The organism is Bradyrhizobium sp. ORS 375 (assembly GCF_000239775.1).
Lineage (GTDB): Bacteria > Pseudomonadota > Alphaproteobacteria > Rhizobiales > Xanthobacteraceae > Bradyrhizobium.
In genome coordinates, this window is the sequence record NZ_CAFI01000149.1 from 1 (window position 1) to 16808 (window position 16808).

16 protein-coding genes are annotated in these 16808 nt (G+C 66.3%); 7 read left to right on the forward strand and 9 right to left on the reverse strand.

The window, feature by feature from the left end; genetic code table 11:
• Positions 1-1279 (reverse strand): NAD(P)H-hydrate epimerase (locus BRAO375_RS12695; protein ID WP_035640175.1); only part of this gene is annotated, 1279 nt, incomplete at its 3' end.
• Between the two features lie 534 nt (positions 1280-1813).
• On the opposite strand from BRAO375_RS12695, the gene BRAO375_RS12705 reads away from it, so the two are divergent.
• From BRAO375_RS12705 to BRAO375_RS12725, 5 genes are all read left to right on the forward strand, one after another.
• Positions 1814-2152: a P-II family nitrogen regulator gene (locus BRAO375_RS12705; protein WP_009027873.1), complete on the forward strand. Its 339-nt coding sequence runs from the start codon at positions 1814-1816 to the stop codon at positions 2150-2152.
• Positions 2153-2377: 225 nt separating this feature from the next.
• A complete protein-coding gene (glnA, locus tag BRAO375_RS12710) occupies positions 2378-3787 on the forward strand; it encodes a type I glutamate--ammonia ligase (RefSeq protein ID WP_009027874.1) in 1410 nt (469 codons plus the stop codon).
• 217 nt (positions 3788-4004) lie between these two features.
• Entirely contained in the window at positions 4005-4907 is a 903-nt protein-coding gene (locus BRAO375_RS12715; protein WP_009027875.1) for a helix-turn-helix domain-containing protein, read from the forward strand.
• 124 nt (positions 4908-5031) lie between these two features.
• The gene (locus BRAO375_RS12720) at positions 5032-6318 is read left to right on the forward strand and encodes an MFS transporter (protein ID WP_009027876.1); all 1287 of its coding nucleotides are present in this window, start codon (positions 5032-5034) and stop codon (positions 6316-6318) included.
• Positions 6311-7219, forward strand: coding sequence for an amidohydrolase family protein (locus tag BRAO375_RS12725; RefSeq protein WP_009027877.1), 909 nt, complete (start codon positions 6311-6313; stop codon positions 7217-7219). The genes BRAO375_RS12720 and BRAO375_RS12725 overlap by 8 nt, the downstream gene beginning before the upstream one ends.
• 55 nt (positions 7220-7274) lie before the next feature.
• Here the strand turns inward: BRAO375_RS12725 and BRAO375_RS12730 are convergent, their stop codons facing one another.
• Both BRAO375_RS12730 and BRAO375_RS12735 read right to left on the reverse strand, forming a co-directional pair.
• Positions 7275-7886, reverse strand: coding sequence for a hypothetical protein (locus tag BRAO375_RS12730; RefSeq protein ID WP_009027878.1), 612 nt, complete (start codon positions 7884-7886; stop codon positions 7275-7277).
• 77 nt (positions 7887-7963) lie between these two features.
• Entirely contained in the window at positions 7964-8734 is a 771-nt protein-coding gene (locus BRAO375_RS12735) for a gamma-glutamyl-gamma-aminobutyrate hydrolase family protein (protein WP_009027879.1), read from the reverse strand.
• A gap of 221 nt (positions 8735-8955) precedes the next feature.
• On the opposite strand from BRAO375_RS12735, the gene BRAO375_RS12740 reads away from it, so the two are divergent.
• Positions 8956-10104: an AI-2E family transporter gene (locus tag BRAO375_RS12740; RefSeq protein ID WP_009027880.1), complete on the forward strand. Its 1149-nt coding sequence runs from the start codon at positions 8956-8958 to the stop codon at positions 10102-10104.
• A 19-nt stretch (positions 10105-10123) separates the two neighbouring features.
• On the opposite strand, the gene BRAO375_RS12745 is transcribed toward BRAO375_RS12740, so the two are convergent.
• On the reverse strand, positions 10124-11293 hold the full coding sequence (locus BRAO375_RS12745) for a M20 aminoacylase family protein (RefSeq protein WP_009027881.1): 1170 nt from the start codon (positions 11291-11293) through the stop codon (positions 10124-10126).
• A 492-nt stretch (positions 11294-11785) separates the two neighbouring features.
• On the opposite strand from BRAO375_RS12745, the gene BRAO375_RS12750 reads away from it, so the two are divergent.
• Complete coding sequence (locus tag BRAO375_RS12750; protein ID WP_009027882.1) at positions 11786-13066, forward strand: MFS transporter; 1281 nt, start codon at positions 11786-11788, stop codon at positions 13064-13066.
• 6 nt (positions 13067-13072) lie between these two features.
• Here the strand turns inward: BRAO375_RS12750 and BRAO375_RS12755 are convergent, their stop codons facing one another.
• From BRAO375_RS12755 to rplM, 5 genes are all read right to left on the reverse strand, one after another.
• Positions 13073-13624 carry an HD domain-containing protein gene (locus BRAO375_RS12755; protein WP_009027883.1) on the reverse strand — a complete coding sequence of 184 codons (552 nt, stop codon included), beginning with the start codon at positions 13622-13624 and terminating at the stop codon, positions 13073-13075.
• Between the two features lie 12 nt (positions 13625-13636).
• Complete coding sequence (locus tag BRAO375_RS12760; RefSeq protein ID WP_009027884.1) at positions 13637-13939, reverse strand: antibiotic biosynthesis monooxygenase family protein; 303 nt, start codon at positions 13937-13939, stop codon at positions 13637-13639.
• Between the two features lie 69 nt (positions 13940-14008).
• Positions 14009-15235 carry a GGDEF domain-containing protein gene (locus tag BRAO375_RS12765; protein WP_009027885.1) on the reverse strand — a complete coding sequence of 409 codons (1227 nt, stop codon included), beginning with the start codon at positions 15233-15235 and terminating at the stop codon, positions 14009-14011.
• 498 nt (positions 15236-15733) lie between these two features.
• Positions 15734-16216: a 30S ribosomal protein S9 gene (gene rpsI, locus BRAO375_RS12770; RefSeq protein WP_008966109.1), complete on the reverse strand. Its 483-nt coding sequence runs from the start codon at positions 16214-16216 to the stop codon at positions 15734-15736.
• Position 16217: 1 nt separating this feature from the next.
• Positions 16218-16682 (reverse strand): 50S ribosomal protein L13, encoded by a 465-nt coding sequence (gene rplM, locus BRAO375_RS12775; protein ID WP_009027886.1) that lies wholly within the window; start codon positions 16680-16682, stop codon positions 16218-16220.
• Between the last annotated feature and the right edge of the window lie 126 nt (positions 16683-16808).

The following is a 16808-nucleotide window of genomic DNA, read 5'->3' on the forward strand; positions in this document are numbered from 1 at the left end:
GCGCGTTGGCGGCGATTGCCGCGCGGCCGTCCGGTGCCGCGACAGTGGTGTCGGCGCCCTTCAGCAGCACCACAGCGCCGCAGCGCGCCGCGGCCGCGCGCACGCGCTCCAGCTTGGAGCGGCCGGGATGCTTGTTGCTGAGATCCGAGAACAGCCGCGGGAATTCGCCCTCGTGCGGCGTCAGCACGATCTGCGCGTCGGCCAGCGCCCGGATCTGCTCGAACAGCCGCTCGGGCGCGTCGGCGAAGCTGGTCAAGGCGTCGGCATCGAGCACGAGATGACGCTGCGCCGCCAGCGCGGTGAACACGAGGTCGCGGGTGCGCTCGCCCACGCCCGTGCCCGGCCCGATGATGCAGGTGTTGTAGCGCTTGTCGCCGAGCAGCTCGCCGAACTCGATCGCGGTGTCGGCGGCGCGCACCATCACCGCGGTGAGCGCCGACGCGTTCACCACCAGCGCATCGCGCGGCGAGGCCAACGTCACCAGCCCGGCGCCGGCGCGCAGCGCGGCGCGCGCGCCCATGCGCGACGCACCGGTCGCCGCGACATCGCCTGACATCGCCAGCACATGCCCCCGCGCGTATTTGTGGCCGTCAATGCGCGGCACGGGAAAACGGGGCTGCCACAGCTCCGGCTCGTTCTCGAACGCCTGCGGCCTGATCTCCTCGAGCACATGCGCATCGATGCCGATGTCGGCGAGCCGGACGCGGCCGCAATGCTGCCGTCCGGGCAGCAACAGATGCGCTGGCTTTTTGCGGAAGAACGTCACGGTCTCGGTGGCGCGAACGGCGATGCCCATCACCGCGCCGGTGGTGCCGTTGATGCCGCTCGGCAGGTCCACGGCGAGCACCGGCGCGCCATTGGCGTTGATCGCGGCGATCACCTCATGGGGCTCGCCGCTGACCGGGCGGCTGAGACCGGCGCCGAACAGCGCGTCGATGATCAAGGCCGGCTTGCCGATCGCCTGCGGCGTGAACGGCAGCACCGGAAACTTCCAGCCCTTGGCGGCGGAGGCCGCATCGCCCTGCAGCGCGTCGCGCTCGCACATCAAGATGACGGAGACCTCGCGGCCCTGCGCGGCGAGCTCGGCCGCCGCAACGAAACCGTCGCCGCCATTGTTGCCCGGCCCGCACACGACCAGAATCGGCCCGTCCTCGACCAGGTCCATGGCGGCGGCGGCCACCGCCTGGCCGGCGCTCAGCATCAGCGAGAAGCCGGGCGTGCCGGCTGCGATCGTCAGCCGGTCGGCGCGCTCCATTTCACTCGTGGTCAACACGTCCATTGCTGCTCATGTCCCCTGCAGCCGCGAACTCCTGCGGCTGCCCGATCTGTTGGCTCATCCGGAGCCGGCGTCCCCCAACCCCCGCGCGTGTCGGCCGATTCCCCTGCCCGATCCTCCTATTGCCGCGCCGGCCAGCAAGTTCCAAGAGCACTTCCGGCAGCGCAGCGCTGATCGAACGATCAGTGTCGCCTTTTCCCTGGGCATTTGGGTCGGCTCGCAGACGCGCCATCCACATCTGCTCAACTTGTAGCCCGTTTGCCTAATTCGCAGGCTCCGGTATTCTGTCCTCTCTCATGGGGAATCGTCGGGCCGGTGCGAAAGGCTCGGATATCCGCCCGATTTAGCCGCGTTAAGGACTTGGCATAGACCCTGCTTTTGTGGAGCCACTTCGGCACGGGGCAAGACGGGCTGTCAATCACCGGGCCTCGCCGGAGCGTGTCGGGCCCAGTAACGAATGATCGAACAACCTGCGCGTTGGCGCAGCCTGACGATGACCCACTTGTTTTTTATAGCGGAATGCCCGGGAGGCGCTCAGTGAAGAAAATCGAAGCCATCATCAAGCCGTTCAAGCTGGACGAGGTGAAGGAAGCGCTTCAGGAAGTGGGGCTGCAGGGCATTACGGTCACCGAGGCGAAGGGCTTCGGCCGGCAAAAGGGACATGCGGAGCTGTACCGCGGCGCCGAATATATCGTCGACTTCCTGCCCAAGGTGAAAATCGAGATCGTGATCGGCGACGACCTGGTCGAGCGCGCCATCGAGGCCATCCGTCGCGCCGCCCAGACCGGCCGCATCGGCGACGGCAAGATCTTCGTCTCCAACATCGAGGAAGCCATCCGCATCAGAACCGGCGAATCCGGGCTGGACGCGATCTAGCCCGCGAGCTGAGGCTTGGAACGGGTCTTCCGCCCCAAGCCTCAGATGGAGAAAATTTGCTGCGACAGCAGCCGCCACGGCAGCCCGGGTGTCCTGTCAGGGACACCCCGATGCGGCCATTTTGGCGTTTCCGATGTTGTCTTGGCCCCCACACGAGGCTATGGAGCATGACCCGCGGACGCCGTCCCGCGCCGGGCCGTGACGTTTCAGCCAAGAGGGGTATTCATGAAGACCGCCAAGGACGTCTTGAAAGCAATCAAAGACAACGACGTCAAATACGTCGACCTCCGTTTCACCGATCCGCGGGGCAAGTGGCAGCACGTCACCTTCGACGTCAGCATGATCGACGAAGAGATTTTCGCTGAAGGCACGATGTTCGACGGCTCCTCGATCGCCGGCTGGAAGGCGATCAACGAATCCGACATGTGCCTGATGCCCGACCCGGTCACGGCCACGATCGATCCGTTCTTCGCCGAAACCACCATGATCATCACCTGCGACGTGCTCGAGCCGACCACCGGCGAGCCGTACAACCGCGACCCCCGCGGCATCGCCAAGAAGGCCGAGGCCATGGTGAAGTCGATGGGCGTGGGCGACACCGTGTTCGTCGGTCCCGAAGCCGAGTTCTTTGTGTTCGACGACGTCCGCTACAGCTCCTCGCCGTACAACACCGGCTTCCGCCTGGACTCCTCGGAGCTGCCGACCAACTCCGACACGGAGTATGAGGGCGGCAATCTCGGTCACCGCATCCGCACCAAGGCCGGCTACTTCCCGGTGCCGCCGCAGGACTCGGTGCAGGACATGCGCTCGGAGATGCTGGGTGCGATGGCCCGCATGGGCGTCAAGGTCGAGAAGCACCACCATGAGGTCGCCTCCGCCCAGCACGAGCTTGGCATGAAGTTCGACACGCTGACGCTGATGGCCGACCAGATGCAGATCTACAAGTACTGCATCCATCAGGTCGCCCACATCTACGGCAAGACCGCCACCTTCATGCCGAAGCCGGTGTACGGCGACAACGGCTCGGGCATGCACGTCCACCAGTCGATCTGGAAGGACGGCAAGCCGGTGTTCGCGGGCAACAAGTACTCCGACCTGTCGGAGACCTGTCTGTCCTACATCGCCGGCGTCATCAAGCACGCCAAGGCCATCAACGCCTTCACCAACCCGTCGACCAACTCCTACAAGCGTCTGGTCCCGGGCTATGAGGCGCCGGTGCTGCTCGCCTACTCCGCGCGCAACCGCTCGGCCTCGTGCCGCATCCCCTACACCTCTTCACCGAAGGCCAAGCGCGTCGAGGTCCGCTTCCCCGATCCGCTGGCCAACCCGTATCTCGGCTTCGCCGCGATGCTGATGGCCGGCCTCGACGGCATCAAGAACAAGATGGATCCGGGTCCGGCGATGGACAAGGACCTCTACGACCTGCCGAAGGAAGAGCTGAAGCAGATCCCGACCGTCTGCGGCTCGCTCCGTGAGGCGCTCGAGAATCTCGACAAGGACCGCGCCTTCCTGAAGGCCGGCGGCGTGTTCGACGACGACTTCATCGACAGCTACATCGCGCTGAAGATGACCGAGGTCGAGCGCTTCGAAATGACCCCGCACCCGGTCGAGTTCGACATGTACTACTCGGGCTAAGCCCGACACGATCGGCGGATCACGAAGGCGCCCCTCGCGGGGCGCCTTTTTGTTTGATCGCTGCGCGCAGCCCTGATGTTGGTCATATCGCTGCGTTGCACACGAGGCGGCTTCGTTTGTTGCGCCGGCGAACAACGGACGACGTCCTGCGGTGGCCAGCCCTGCGGAACGGTGCTAAAAAATGCGTCACTCAATTCAGTCAGACGCTCCCTGCCCCATGCAGCTCAATCCGCTTCGCCATGCCGAACGCGTCACGGGACGCCGGCAATCGGCGTTGATCGACCTCTGGTCGACGGCGGGTTTTGCCGCGGCGGTCAGTGAGGTCACCGGGCCGCATCTCTACGAGTATGGCGAACTGCCGGTTCCGACGGTGGCGATCACGCTCTACGACGTCCGCCGGCACGTCCTGATCGAGGACGGGACGGTCCGGCGCGATGCACCGGTCAGCGCGGGACGTTTCCGGATCGGTCAGCCCGGGTGCAGCGTGGTGGTCGATGCCGTGCCGGAGGTCCGCTCGGGGCGGCTGCTGTTGCTGTATCTCGGCGATGCCCTCTTGAAGGAGGTCGCGGCCTCCCGCGGCTCTGCAGCGCCGGTTACCCTGACGAACCAGGCCTGGGACACCGAAGATCCGATGCTCGAAGCCGCGGCGAAGCGGCTGGTCGAGAGCTGCGGTGACGGCGAACGGCCGAGCCGGCTGCTCGCCGAGCAGTTCGCCTACACGCTCGCGCTGCACGTCTCGGACCGCTATGCGATGCAGCGTCCGTCCGGATCGGAGCGGACGCCGCCCCTGGACGAGCGGATGCGGGCGCGCGTCACGGAATTCGTGCGCGCCGATCCCGGTGCGCCGGTCACGCTGGCCGCGATGGCCGAGTCGGCGGGGATGAGCCCATCCTCCTTCATCCGCAGCTTCAAGCAGGCGACCGGAACGACACCGCACCGGTTCGTCGTCGAGCAGCGCGTGTTAGCCGCGCGCCGGCTGCTCGCGACCTCCGACCTGCCGATTGTGGACATCGCATTGTCGCTCGGCTTCTCCTCGCAATCGCATTTCGGAGCCGCCTTTCGGGCGGTGACGGGCGAGAGCCCCGCACGCTATCGCCGCCTGCAGCGCAGCGATCGGTAATTTCCTGACAAAGAAGAGCGCGGCAGCGCCCATCCTGGCGATTTTCTGACAGACGTCCTCAGATCTTTCAGCGAACTCTGACGCCGGTCGACCGTTCAGCAAGAGCGGCGCATGGGAGGCGAGGATGTCGACAGCTACAGACAGGGTGGTGCCGATCGAGGATACGAGCCTCACCGGCTTCTACAATGGCATGACCGCTGCCGAACGGCGCACCTTCTGGGCCTGCGCCACCGGCTGGGCGCTCGACGGCATGGACTTCATGATCTACCCGCTGGTGATCGGCACGATCATCGCGCTGTGGAAGGTCGATGCCGGCACTGCAGGCCTCGCCGGAACGGTGACCTTGCTCGCCTCGGCGTTCGGCGGCTGGGCGGCGGGCTATCTCGCCGACCGCATCGGCCGTGTCAGAACCTTGCAGTTCACCATCATCTGGTTCTCGCTGTTCTCGCTGCTGTGCGCGTTCGCGCAGAATTTCGAACAATTGCTGGTGCTGCGCGCCCTGCTCGGCCTCGGCTTCGGCGGCGAATGGGCGGCCGGCGCTGTGCTGATGGGCGAGACCATTCGCGCCGAATATCGCGGCCGCGCCGTCGGCAGCGTGCAGTCCGGCTGGGCCGTCGGCTGGGGCCTCGCGGTGCTGGCGCAGGCCGCTCTGTTCTCGCTGCTGCCGGCCGATCAGGCCTGGCGCTGGATGTTCGCGATCGGCGCCTTGCCGGCGCTGCTGGTGCTGTATCTGCGCGCCTATGTCAAGGAGCCGGAGGTCGCCGCCGCCACCCGCGCCAAGGTCGCCGCCGCCGGCGACAGCCCGTCGATCCTGGAAATCTTCCAGGGGCCGATCCTGAAGACCACCATTCTCGCCTCGCTGGTCGCGACCGGCTGCCAGGGCGGCTACTATGCGATCACCTTCTGGGTGCCGCGCTTTCTCACCACCGAGCGCAAGCTCTCGATCGTGAGCTCGACCGGCTATCTCGCCGCCCTCATCATCGGCTCCTTCGTCGGCTATCTCGTCGGTGCCTGGTATGCGGATCGCTTCGGCCGGCGCAATTTGTTCCTGGTGTTCTCGCTCGGCGCCATGGTCGTTGTCGCCGCCTACACCCAGTTGCCGCTGTCGAACGAGTTGCTGTGGCTGCTCGGATTCCCGCTCGGCTTCTTCGCCTCGGGCTATTTCTCCGGCATGGGCGCGTTCCTGACCGAGCTCTATCCCACCCGCCTGCGCGGCTCCGGCCAGGGCTTCTGCTACAATTTCGGCCGCGGCATCGGCGCGCTGTTTCCGTTCCTGGTCGGCTATCTGTCGCAGATAACCTCGCTCGCCACCGCGATCTGCCTGTTCGCTCTGTTCGCCTATGCGCTGTTCTTCGTCGCCGCCTACGCGCTGCCGGAGACGCGCGGCAAGGTGCTGCACGCCGATGCGTGAGATCGCACCCGACGCCGATCGGGCTCCCGCCTGCGCGGGGCCTGACCCGCATCCACGCGGGCCCGCCCGCTTCATCGTGCCGCCGGGCGCGGTCGACACCCACGCCCATGTCATCGGGCTGCCGCCGCGGCATCTTTTCGTGGCTGAGCGCAGCTACACGCCACCGGAGGCCACCGCCGCATCCTATCTGGCAATGCTCGATGCTACCGGCATGACCTATGGCGTGCTGGTCCAGGTCAGCGTCCACGGCACCGACAACAGCCTCATGGTCGAGACGTTGCGTGCAAATCGCCAGCGGCTACGCGGCATCGCCGTGATTCCGCTCGGCCTTCCGGACCGCGAGCTGGCGGCGCTGCAGCAGGCTGGCGTCGTCGGGCTGCGCCTGAACGTCCTCTACGGCGGCGGCATCGGGTTCGATCAGCTGCACGCCTACGCGGCGCTTGCCCGTGAGCTCGGCTGGCACCTGCAATTCCTGATCGACGCCGCCGATCTGCCGGCGCTGGCGCCGCGGCTGGAGGGTCTTTCCGTGCCGATCGTCATCGACCACTGGGGCCACTTCCCAGTCTCGCGCGGGCTCGCGGACCCCGGCTTCCAGACGCTGGTCTCCGTGGTGCGAGATGGCGCCTGGGTGAAGCTGTCCGGTGCCTACCGCAACACGGTCGAAGGACCGCCCTATGCCGACACGGTCGCCTTTGTCCGCCGCCTGCATCAGGCCGCGCCCGACCGCTGCGTCTGGGGCTCCGACTGGCCGCACGTGGCGCACCGCGGCCACATGATGAACGTCGGCGAGCTGCTCGACCTGCTGGCCGACTGGGTGCCCGACACCGCAGCACGCAACCGCGTCCTCGCCGACAACGCCCACCGCCTCTACGGCTTTCCGCCGAGCGAAGGCGGTGAGTGATCGATGATTTGTTTGACGATCCCCGATCTGGCGTCGGCGGCCGGGACCTCAGCGATTACCTGGCGGCGAAATTCACGCCGATCTCGCTCACGACCGGCGCGAGCTTCATCAGCGCGGGATTGTCGGACGACACCTTGACGCCGTCACCGGAGAGCGCCCGCGGCGTGTCCTTGTCGGTGCCGAACCGAACCGTGATCGAGCAGCCGCCCGGCTGCGTGCGCCCGAGCGTGCCGTTCTTGAAATCGGTGACGTAGCCGCCATAGTCCCAGCCGAAGCCGGCCACCACGAAGGGCTTCCCGTTGGCTTTCTGGACGTCGGCAAGGCTCGCGCCGATGCTGATGCCGGCGACGCTCCAGCGGCTGGTCTTCGCCGTGTCACGCAAGGTGAGGCCCGAGACCGTGGCCGTCTTGCCCTCGATGAAGCCGATCTCGATGCGCCGGTCCATCGCGCGCGGAAACAGCACCAGGCCCTTGTAAGTTTCGCCTTCCGCGCCGGGAAGATCCTGCACCACCGCCTCGCCGCCGTAGCGCTGCCTGAGGCTCTTGGCGGTGTCTGTCGCGGCCACGGGGAGCGTGCAGGTGATCGGCCCCTCCGTCGGAGGCGCCGTCTGAGCAAGAGCAGGACAGGCAACAGCCAGCGCTGCGGCGGCGGTGAAGACATGGCGCATCAGTGAACCCTTGTGAGACGACGAGACAACGCGGTCAGTTTACGTCTGGTTCGCCGGGCCGCGGGTTCAGCCCGACCTCAGGCGGCGAGACGCCGCTTCCTCACCGCCTCGCCGAACGCCTCGAACAGCTTGCGGTTGATCGGGTTCTTCTGCGGGTCATACTCGGCATGCCATTGCACGCCGAGCGCAAAGCTCGGCGCCTCGGCGATGCGGATGGCCTCGATCGTGCCGTCCTCGGCGATGCCCTCGATAACGACACGGTCGCCGGGCTCGAGGATGCCCTGGCCGTGCAGCGAGTTCACCTTGATGCTGTCGCAGCCGAGGATTCCGGCGAAGGCACCACCCGGCGTCAGCCTGACCTCGTGGCGGTCGGCGAAGATGACGGTTGGATCAGGATGGATCTCGCCATTCTCCAGCCGGGGCATGCGGTGGTTCATGCGGCCCGGCAGCTCACGGATCTCCGGATGCAGCGAGCCGCCGAAGGCGACGTTCATCTCCTGCAGGCCGCGGCAGATGCCGAACAGCGGGATGCCCCTGGAGACGCAGGCCTCCGACAGCTGCAGCGCGACCTCGTCGCGGTGGACGTCGTAGGGCTCGTGCTTGAGACTCGGCTCGGTGTTGAAGCGCGTCGGGTGCACGTTGGCGCGGGCGCCGGTCAGCACCACGCCGTCGACCACGTCGAGCAGCGCCGCGATGTCGGTGATCTCCGGAACGCCGGCAAACATCAGCGGCAGCGCACCCGCGACCTCGGCCACGGCGCTCAAATTGCGCTCGCCCACCATCTGCACGGTGAACCTGTTCTCGACCCGATGGCTGTTGCCGATCACGCCGACGACCGGACGCTTCATGGCCCTCTTTTCCGTTTCTCCCGCGGCAGGCACAAATCATGCCTGTCCGCAAATCATGCCCGTGTCGCACAGCCGGATCAACACATGAGCGCGCGGGTCCCCAATGCCAATTTCGGACAACCCCGCAAGCCTTGACCTGCGAAACCATTCCTTAAGCCTCCGCTTGATCCGCAAGCGGTTTTCGCCAATGAGTGGAGGCCGACCAACATAGAGGACGCTTCATGACCGCCCCCGCAGACCCACGCCTCCAGGCCCGCAGCGACCTGGCCTGGGCCATCGCCGTGGGTGGCATCGGGGTGATCCTGTTCATGGCCGCACTCGCCTTCAGCTGGTATTACGCTGCCGCGCTGTTCCTGCTGTTCTCCGGCATGCTGCTCGGCGTTGCGCTGAATGCGATGACCAGCCTGCTCGGCCGCGTGCTGCCCTGGCCGCATCCGCTGCGGCTTGCCATCGTCTGTCTGGCGCTTGCCGCCCTGCTCGTCGGCATCGTCTTCCTCGGCGGCACCACGATCGCCGAGCAGGCCAAGGTGCTCAGCGACACGATCAAGTCGCAGCTCGGCAACATCAAGGGCTTCCTCGACCGTAACGGCATCGACACCAGCTTCTTCGATTTCAGCACCGCGACGCAGGCCACGTCCGCCCCCGATGGCGGCTCGACCACGCCGACGCAGTCGCCGTCCCATGGACTGCCGGGCGGCCTGCCGTCGCCGAGCGCGTTGGCCTCCTCCGGCGGCGCCATCGTCAGCCAGACCTTCAAGCTGCTGCTGGGCACCGTGAGCGCCGTCGGCAACTTCTTCATCGTGCTGTTCCTGGGGCTCGCCTTCGCCGCTCAGCCGGCCGTCTATCGCAGCGGCTTGCTGTTCCTGGCGCCGGCGAAGTACCGCGACCAGGCCACCGTGATCATCGACCGCATCAGCTATACCTTGGAGCGCTGGCTGATCGCGCAGATCACGACGATGTTCGCGGTGTTCCTGGTCACCTGGATCGGCCTCGCGATCATCGGCGTGCAGAGCTCGTTCATCCTCGGAATCCAGGCCGGCCTGCTCGCCTTCATCCCGACCGTCGGCGCGATCATCGCCGGCGTCATCGTGGTGCTGGCGAGCCTCGCCTCCGGCTGGGTCGCGGCCGTCTCGGCCTTCGTCCTGTTCCTCGGCGTGCACGCGATGGAGAGCTACGTGCTGACGCCGCTGATCCAGCGCCAGGCGCTCGACATCCCGCCGGCGACCTTGTTCGCATTCCAGATCCTGCTCGGCATCGTGTTCGGCGTCTGGGGACTGACGCTGGCGCTGCCGCTGATGGCGATCGCCAAGGTCATGATCGACTACTTCAAGAGCGACCGCAGCAGCGAGGATGCCGCGGCCGCGATCTGAACGCCGGCTCTTCGAGGGCTCAGCCGGCCGGCATCGCCGTTTCGACGAGCTTCGCCCAATAGCTGATGCCGTGCGGGATCACGTCGTCGTTGAAATCGTATTCGGGGTGATGCACGCCGGCCCCGTCGCCGATGCCCATGAACACGAACGCGCCGGGGCGCGCCTGCAGCATGTAGGCAAAATCCTCACCGCCGAGTCGCGGCGGCATGTCGGTGTTGACCTGGTCCGGCCCGACCACGCTGCGCGCCACCTGGGCCGCGAACGCCGTCTGCTCGGCATGATTGATGACGACGGGATAGCCCCATTCGTAGTCGATTTCGACCTCGACGCCCATGCCGCTGGCCATCGCCGTGACGAGATCCTTGAAGCGCCTGTCCATCAGGCGCCGGACCTCCTCGTCGAGCGTGCGCACGGTGCCGCCGATGACCGCGGTCTGCGGGATGATGTTGTCGGCCGTGGTGCCCGCATGGAAGCGCGTGATCGACAGCACCGCACTCTCGACCGGGTCGACGTTGCGCGCCACGATGGTCTGCAGCGCGGTCACGATCTGCGCGCCGGCGATGATCGGATCGACGCATTTGTTCGGGCGTGCCGCATGACCGCCGAGGCCCTTCAGGCGTACCTCGAAGGTGTCGGCGGCCGCCATCACCGCGCCGACGCGGGTGGACACGCTGCCGAGCGGCAGGCCGGGGGCGTTGTGCAGGCCGTAGACCTCCTCGATGCCGAAGCGCTCCATCAGGCCGTCATCGACCATGGCGCGGCCGCCGGCCCCGCCCTCCTCGGCCGGCTGGAAGATCACGACCGCGGTGCCGGCGAAGTTGCGCGTCTCGGCGAGGTAGCGCGCAGCGCCCAGCAGCATCGCGGTGTGGCCGTCGTGTCCGCAAGCATGCATCCGGCCGGGAATGGTCGATTTGTGCGGGATGTCCCTGATCTCCTGCAGCGGCAGAGCATCCATGTCGGCGCGCAGGCCGATCACCCGCGATGACGGCTCGCGACCGCGGATGACGCCGACCACGCCGGTGCGGCCGATGCCCGTGACCACCTCGTCGACGCCGAACGAGGTCAAGAGCTCGGCCACGCGCGCGGCCGTCCGGTGCACCTCATAGAGCAGCTCGGGATGCTGATGGAAGTCGCGGCGCCAGACCTTGGCGTCCTCGGCGAGCTCGGCGGCGCGGTTGATGATCGGCATGTCGAAGTTCCCAGTGACGAGCGGCTCGATTCGGACGTGTTGGTGTGAGTTGAACGCCGTGTTGAGCGCGGACATCGCGCAGCGCTCCCGAGCATTCGAGCTCATTGCACGTTGAGCGACTGCAAAATGCAAGCCACATTCGGTCATGCCCTGCTGCGCAGGTTGCATTCCTGCAGCTGATTGGGTGAGCGCTCTCCCGGCAGTTGCATCGATTGCGCCACGCCGGCCGTCTCACGCCATCAGCTGATGATTTCCTGACGCCGCGCTTGAAATACGCGCGATGCTCTGATCGGATGATCACTGCAGCTGAGGACATTCATCATCTGCTCGCCGAGCCGATGGGATCGCATGACGGCCGCCATACCATCCGAGGACACTTTGCACGCACAGCCGTTGTCGGACCGTTGTGGGGCTGCAGCCCGTCATCGGCACGCTCGCGCGCAGCTGGAATGGCGCTCGGGAGACCACGTGCCTCCAACGGACGATTGAGCCATGCAGCAGTCACCAACCGATGCGATGCGCCGCCGTGTCGTGATCTCATCGACCATCGGCAATGCGCTCGAATGGTTCGACTTCACCGTCTTCGGGCTGTTCGCTGCAACCATCAGCAAGCTGTTCTTTCCCGCCGGCGATCCATTGGCGTCGCTGCTCTCCACCTTTGCGGTGTTCGGTCTCGCCTTCGTGGCGCGCCCGCTCGGCGGGCTGGTGTTCGGTCTCTACGCCGACCGCTACGGGCGCAAGGCGGCGCTGGTGGCGATGATCACGACGATGGCGATCGGCACCGGCCTGATCGGCGTGCTGCCGACCTTCGCATCCATCGGCATTGCCGCGCCGCTGCTGCTGCTGCTCGCGCGTCTGATCCAGGGCTTTTCCGCCGGCGGCGAGTTCGGCTCGGCGAGCGCGATGCTGATCGAGTTCGCGCCGCCGGGGCGCAAGGGTTTCTATGGCGCCTTCCAGACGGTGTCGCAGGCGCTCGCCTTCGCGATCGGCGCGATGCTGGCGGTCACGCTCAGCAAGACGCTGTCGCCTGCCGATTTCGCCAGCTGGGGCTGGCGGGTGCCGTTCCTCCTGGGAATCCTGATCGGGCCGGTCGGCTGGTATCTACGCCGCCGATGCGATGAATCGCCTGAATTCCAGGCCTATCTGGCCGAGCGGGCGGCGAGCACGGCGCCCGCGAAAAAGACCACGCTCGGCCAGTTGTTCGCGGAGCATCCGCGCGAGCTCATGGCCTCGTTCGGCCTGATCGCGGCCGGCACCGCGATCTACTATGTCGGCGGCGTGTTCCTGCCGGCCTATGCCGCGAGCGAGCTCAAGCTGCCGCTGGCCGACGCGCAGCTCGGGCTGCTTGCGGTGAGCCTCAGCAACATTCCGCTCGGTCTCGCCTCTGGCGTGCTGTCGGATCGGATCGGCCGGCGCGGCGTCATCGTGCCGGCGCTGCTGCTCTATCCGTTCCTTTATTTCATGCTGTTCAAGCAGCTGGTCGCGGAGCCCAGCACCGCGCATCTGTGGCAGCTGCAGGCCGTCGGCCTGATGCTCGGCGTGCTCGGCGGCGCGGTGCCGGCGTTCATGACCGAGATCTTCCCCGTCGGCGTGCGCGCGACCGGGGCGTCGCTGATGTACAATCTCGGCGTGATGCTGTTCGGCGGCCTGGCGCCGTTCGTCAATACCTGGATGGTTCAGGTCACCGGCGACAAGTCGGCCCCGGTCTATTACATCGTCGTCGCCGCTACGGTGGGCCTGCTCGGGATGGCCGTGTACCGCAAGACGGACTAATGCGGGTCACGCCGAGCGCAGCGCACGCAGCTCACGCGCGAGGTTGCTGCGGGCCCGCTGGTCGAACCTCGCCGCGAAGCCGGCATCGGGATAGATCACCGGCCGGCTCGCGAACCGTTCGAGCACTGCCGCGCGTCCGGCGCGGTAGGCCTCGTCCGGCACATGCGCATATTCGCGCCGGATCGCATCCGCATAGGCATCGTAGACGGCCTCGTCCTCGCCGAGCACGGTGAGGTCGATCGAGACCAGCAGCGCGCCGCGCCGGTCGCCAGGCGCCACGTCATGCGTCCGGGTCAATCGGATCAGGCGGCCTACCTCCTTGCCGAGGTCGGGCGCGACGTGCCGCTCGGCGAGCAGCGCGCTCTGCTCCTCATTGTCGGCGCGCTTGGGGTCATAGACGACGTCGTGCCACCAGATCGCCAGGGTGAGGATCTCACGGTCGCGGCCATCGAGATCCGCGACAGCGTCGAGGCGCGCCAGGCAGTCCTCGATATGGCCGAGATCGTGATAGTGCCGCCCCGCCGCGCGATAGGCCGCGATCAGCTCGTCACGGGTCATGGCGCTCGCGGCTCAGCCGGCCGAGGTCAGCACCGTCTCGGTGTGCTCGACGTCGGGGGGCGATGCGAAATACTGCCCGACCAGCCCGCGCCATTCGGTGAAATTCTCCGAGCCACGGAAATCCACCGTGTGGTTCTCGAGCGTCTCCCACTTTACCATCAACCGGTAGCGCTGCGGCTTCTCGATCGACTTGTGCAATTCGAAGCCGTGAAAGCCCTTGGAGCGGCCAAAGGCGGCGCGCGCCTTGGCGACCGCGGCCTCGAAATCCTTCTCCGATCCGGGCTTGACGTCGATCTGGGCGATTTCCGTGATCATGCTCTATCGGCCTCCCCTGGTGTTGGACCGTTTGTGTAGCCCAGACCTCAGGGGAGCGAAAGCCGAAGGTCAGCTCGAGAGGGCCGCATGACCGGACGGCGACGGCGGGGCTGTTGCGGCGGCCGCGCGCTGGCGGCGATAGCGCTCCAGCGACAGCGGCAGTTCCGCCGAGGCCTCGACGCGGTTGCGGCCGGAGCGCTTGGCTTTGTAAAGCGCGGTGTCGGCGGCCGCGAGCAGCACGTCGAGCTCGGTGCCGGCCGGTCCGCCGGCGACGCCGATGCTCACCGTGGTGTCGACCGGCTTCTCCTCGCACACCACGCCGGAGGCGGCAAAGGCCTCGCGGACTCGCTCGGCCGCGACCATCGCCTCCTCGATCGAGCACGGCAAGAGCGCTGCGAACTCCTCGCCGCCGATCCGCCCGGACAGATCGGTCAGGCGCAGATTATCGGCCACGACCTTGGCAAAGATCTTCAGCACCTCGTCGCCCTCGGCATGGCCGAAGCGGTCGTTGATCGACTTGAAATGATCGATGTCGAAGATGAGCACGCTGACCGGTTTCTGTTCGCGCGCCTCGCGCTCGATCAGCTGCGCGCAGGCATCGGCAAAGCCACGGCGGTTGAGCAGGCCGGTGAGCGGGTCGGTGGTCGCGGCGCGCTTGTGCGCGCTGACGATGCGCTCGGACACCAGCATGAAGATCACGAACACGGTGCCGACGGCGTAGAGCACGAGCTCGATCGAGAAGATCGTGACCCAGGCGGCGGCGAAGGCGCCGTCGGATTCGCGCAGCATATTGCCGAGCAGGATCGGCAGCATCAGGACGAAGCCGTGCATCGCCGGCACGATCAGCGCCGGCCAGCGCTTGTGCAGTGTGCGGCGCCGCTCCTGCCACAGCTCGGCCGCCGTGAGCATCGCATAGATCACGACAATGGCGGCGCCGATGGTGAGCCGCAGCGCCTGCGCCGCGGGATCGAGCAGCATGCCGCTGGCGATCCAGACGATCGCGCCGAGCGCAAGCCCCGTCACACTCGGCGCTTTGCCATGGAAGACGCGCGCCGCGTTCCACACCATGGCGGTGGCGATCAATCCGATCGAGCTCAGGAACAGCGAGACGACCTCGCCATAGCTGTCGGCCACCAGCGTCCACAGCGCGATCGCGACCGCGCCGAGGATGTAGGCCGCGCCCCACCAGCGCAGCGCCGGCGTGTTTTCCTGCCGTCCGAAGTACAGCAACATGGCGCCAAGCAGCGCCGCGACCATTGTCGCTACGATGTCGAGCGTCATGCTGTCGAGTGCCATGCGTCACCTCGGTGGCTGCGGCGGCGCGGGAACTAAAGGGTTAGCGCCGTCTTGTCGCGATCAACCTACCGGGTGGTCTGTTCGAAAGAGGTTTGCCTGGGATGCCAAGTTTTCTCGAAAAGCTCGACACAACTCGCCTGCAAATTGTTGCGCAGAAATGCAGCAAACAGGATTCAATAGCAATCGCGGGCCCGCTGCCCCACGCTCGCTGTAATTGCGCGACGCCCGTAGCGTCTCATTGATAGTTGCGAACGAAGGCGAGACATATGAACCATTTCACATCCGCGGCTGCACACTCGTCGAAACGAAAACAAACCTTCTCAAATTTGAGATCATCTCTTCCTAACACGCCCCGAAGCAGGAGGCGTCGATCCCAATGGGTGACGGCGCACCGCGCCAACGCCTGATCACACAACGTTCAAAAACAAAACGGGCGCCCGCGAGGGCGCCCATTCGTATGGAAAGCTGACCGATCCGGCCGGAGCCGGATCGCCAAAATCAGCGCTTCGAGAACTGGAAGGAGCGGCGGGCCTTGGCCTTGCCGTACTTCTTACGCTCGACGACGCGCGAGTCGCGGGTCAGGAAGCCGCCCTTCTTGAGGACGCTGCGCAGCTCGGGCTCGAAGTTGGTCAGCGCCTTGGACAGGCCGTGACGGACCGCACCGGCCTGGCCGGACAGACCGCCGCCGGCGACCGTGCAGATCACGTCGTACTGGCCCTTGCGGGCGGCGACGACCATCGGCTGCTCGATCATCATGCGCAGCACCGGACGGGCAAAGTAGACCTCGATGTCGCGGGTGTTGACGGTGACCTTGCCGGAGCCCGGCTTGATCCAGACGCGGGCGACCGCGTCCTTGCGCTTGCCGGTGGCATAGGCGCGGCCGAACTTGTCGACCTTCTTCTCATACTTCGGAGCGTCCGGGGCCGAGACGGCGCCCTTCAGCTGGGAGAGCTGATCGAGAGACTGGATGCTTTCGGCCATCTTATGCGGCCCTCGTGTTCTTGCGGTTCAACTTCGCGATGTCGATCTTCTCGGGGTTCTGCGCCTCATGCGGATGATCGGGTCCGCCATAGACACGCAAATTGCCCATCTGCACGCGGCCGAGCGGGCCACGCGGGATCATGCGCTCGACGGCCTTCTCGATCACACGCTCCGGGAAGCGGCCTTCGAGGATCTGGCGCGCGGTGCGCTCCTTGACGTGACCAACGTAGCCAGTGTGCTTGTAGTACACCTTCTGCTCACGCTTGCGGCCGGTCAGAACGGCGTGCGCGGCATTGACGATGATGACGTTGTCGCCGCAATCGACGTGCGGGGTGTAGATCGGGAGGTGCTTGCCGCGCAGCCGCATGGCGACCAGCGTGGCGAGACGACCGACGACCAGACCCTTGGCGTCGATCACGACCCACTTCTTCTGGACCTCGGCCGGCTTTGCCGAAAAGGTTTTCATGAGAGATATCCGTGACAGGGAGAATGCGGCGCGAAGAACGCGCCGAACTGGTCGCAGCTTCTAGAGAAGCGCCCCGCATTCGTCAACGCCGCCGAAGCAAAATTCCTTCAATAAAACCAGTCGCTT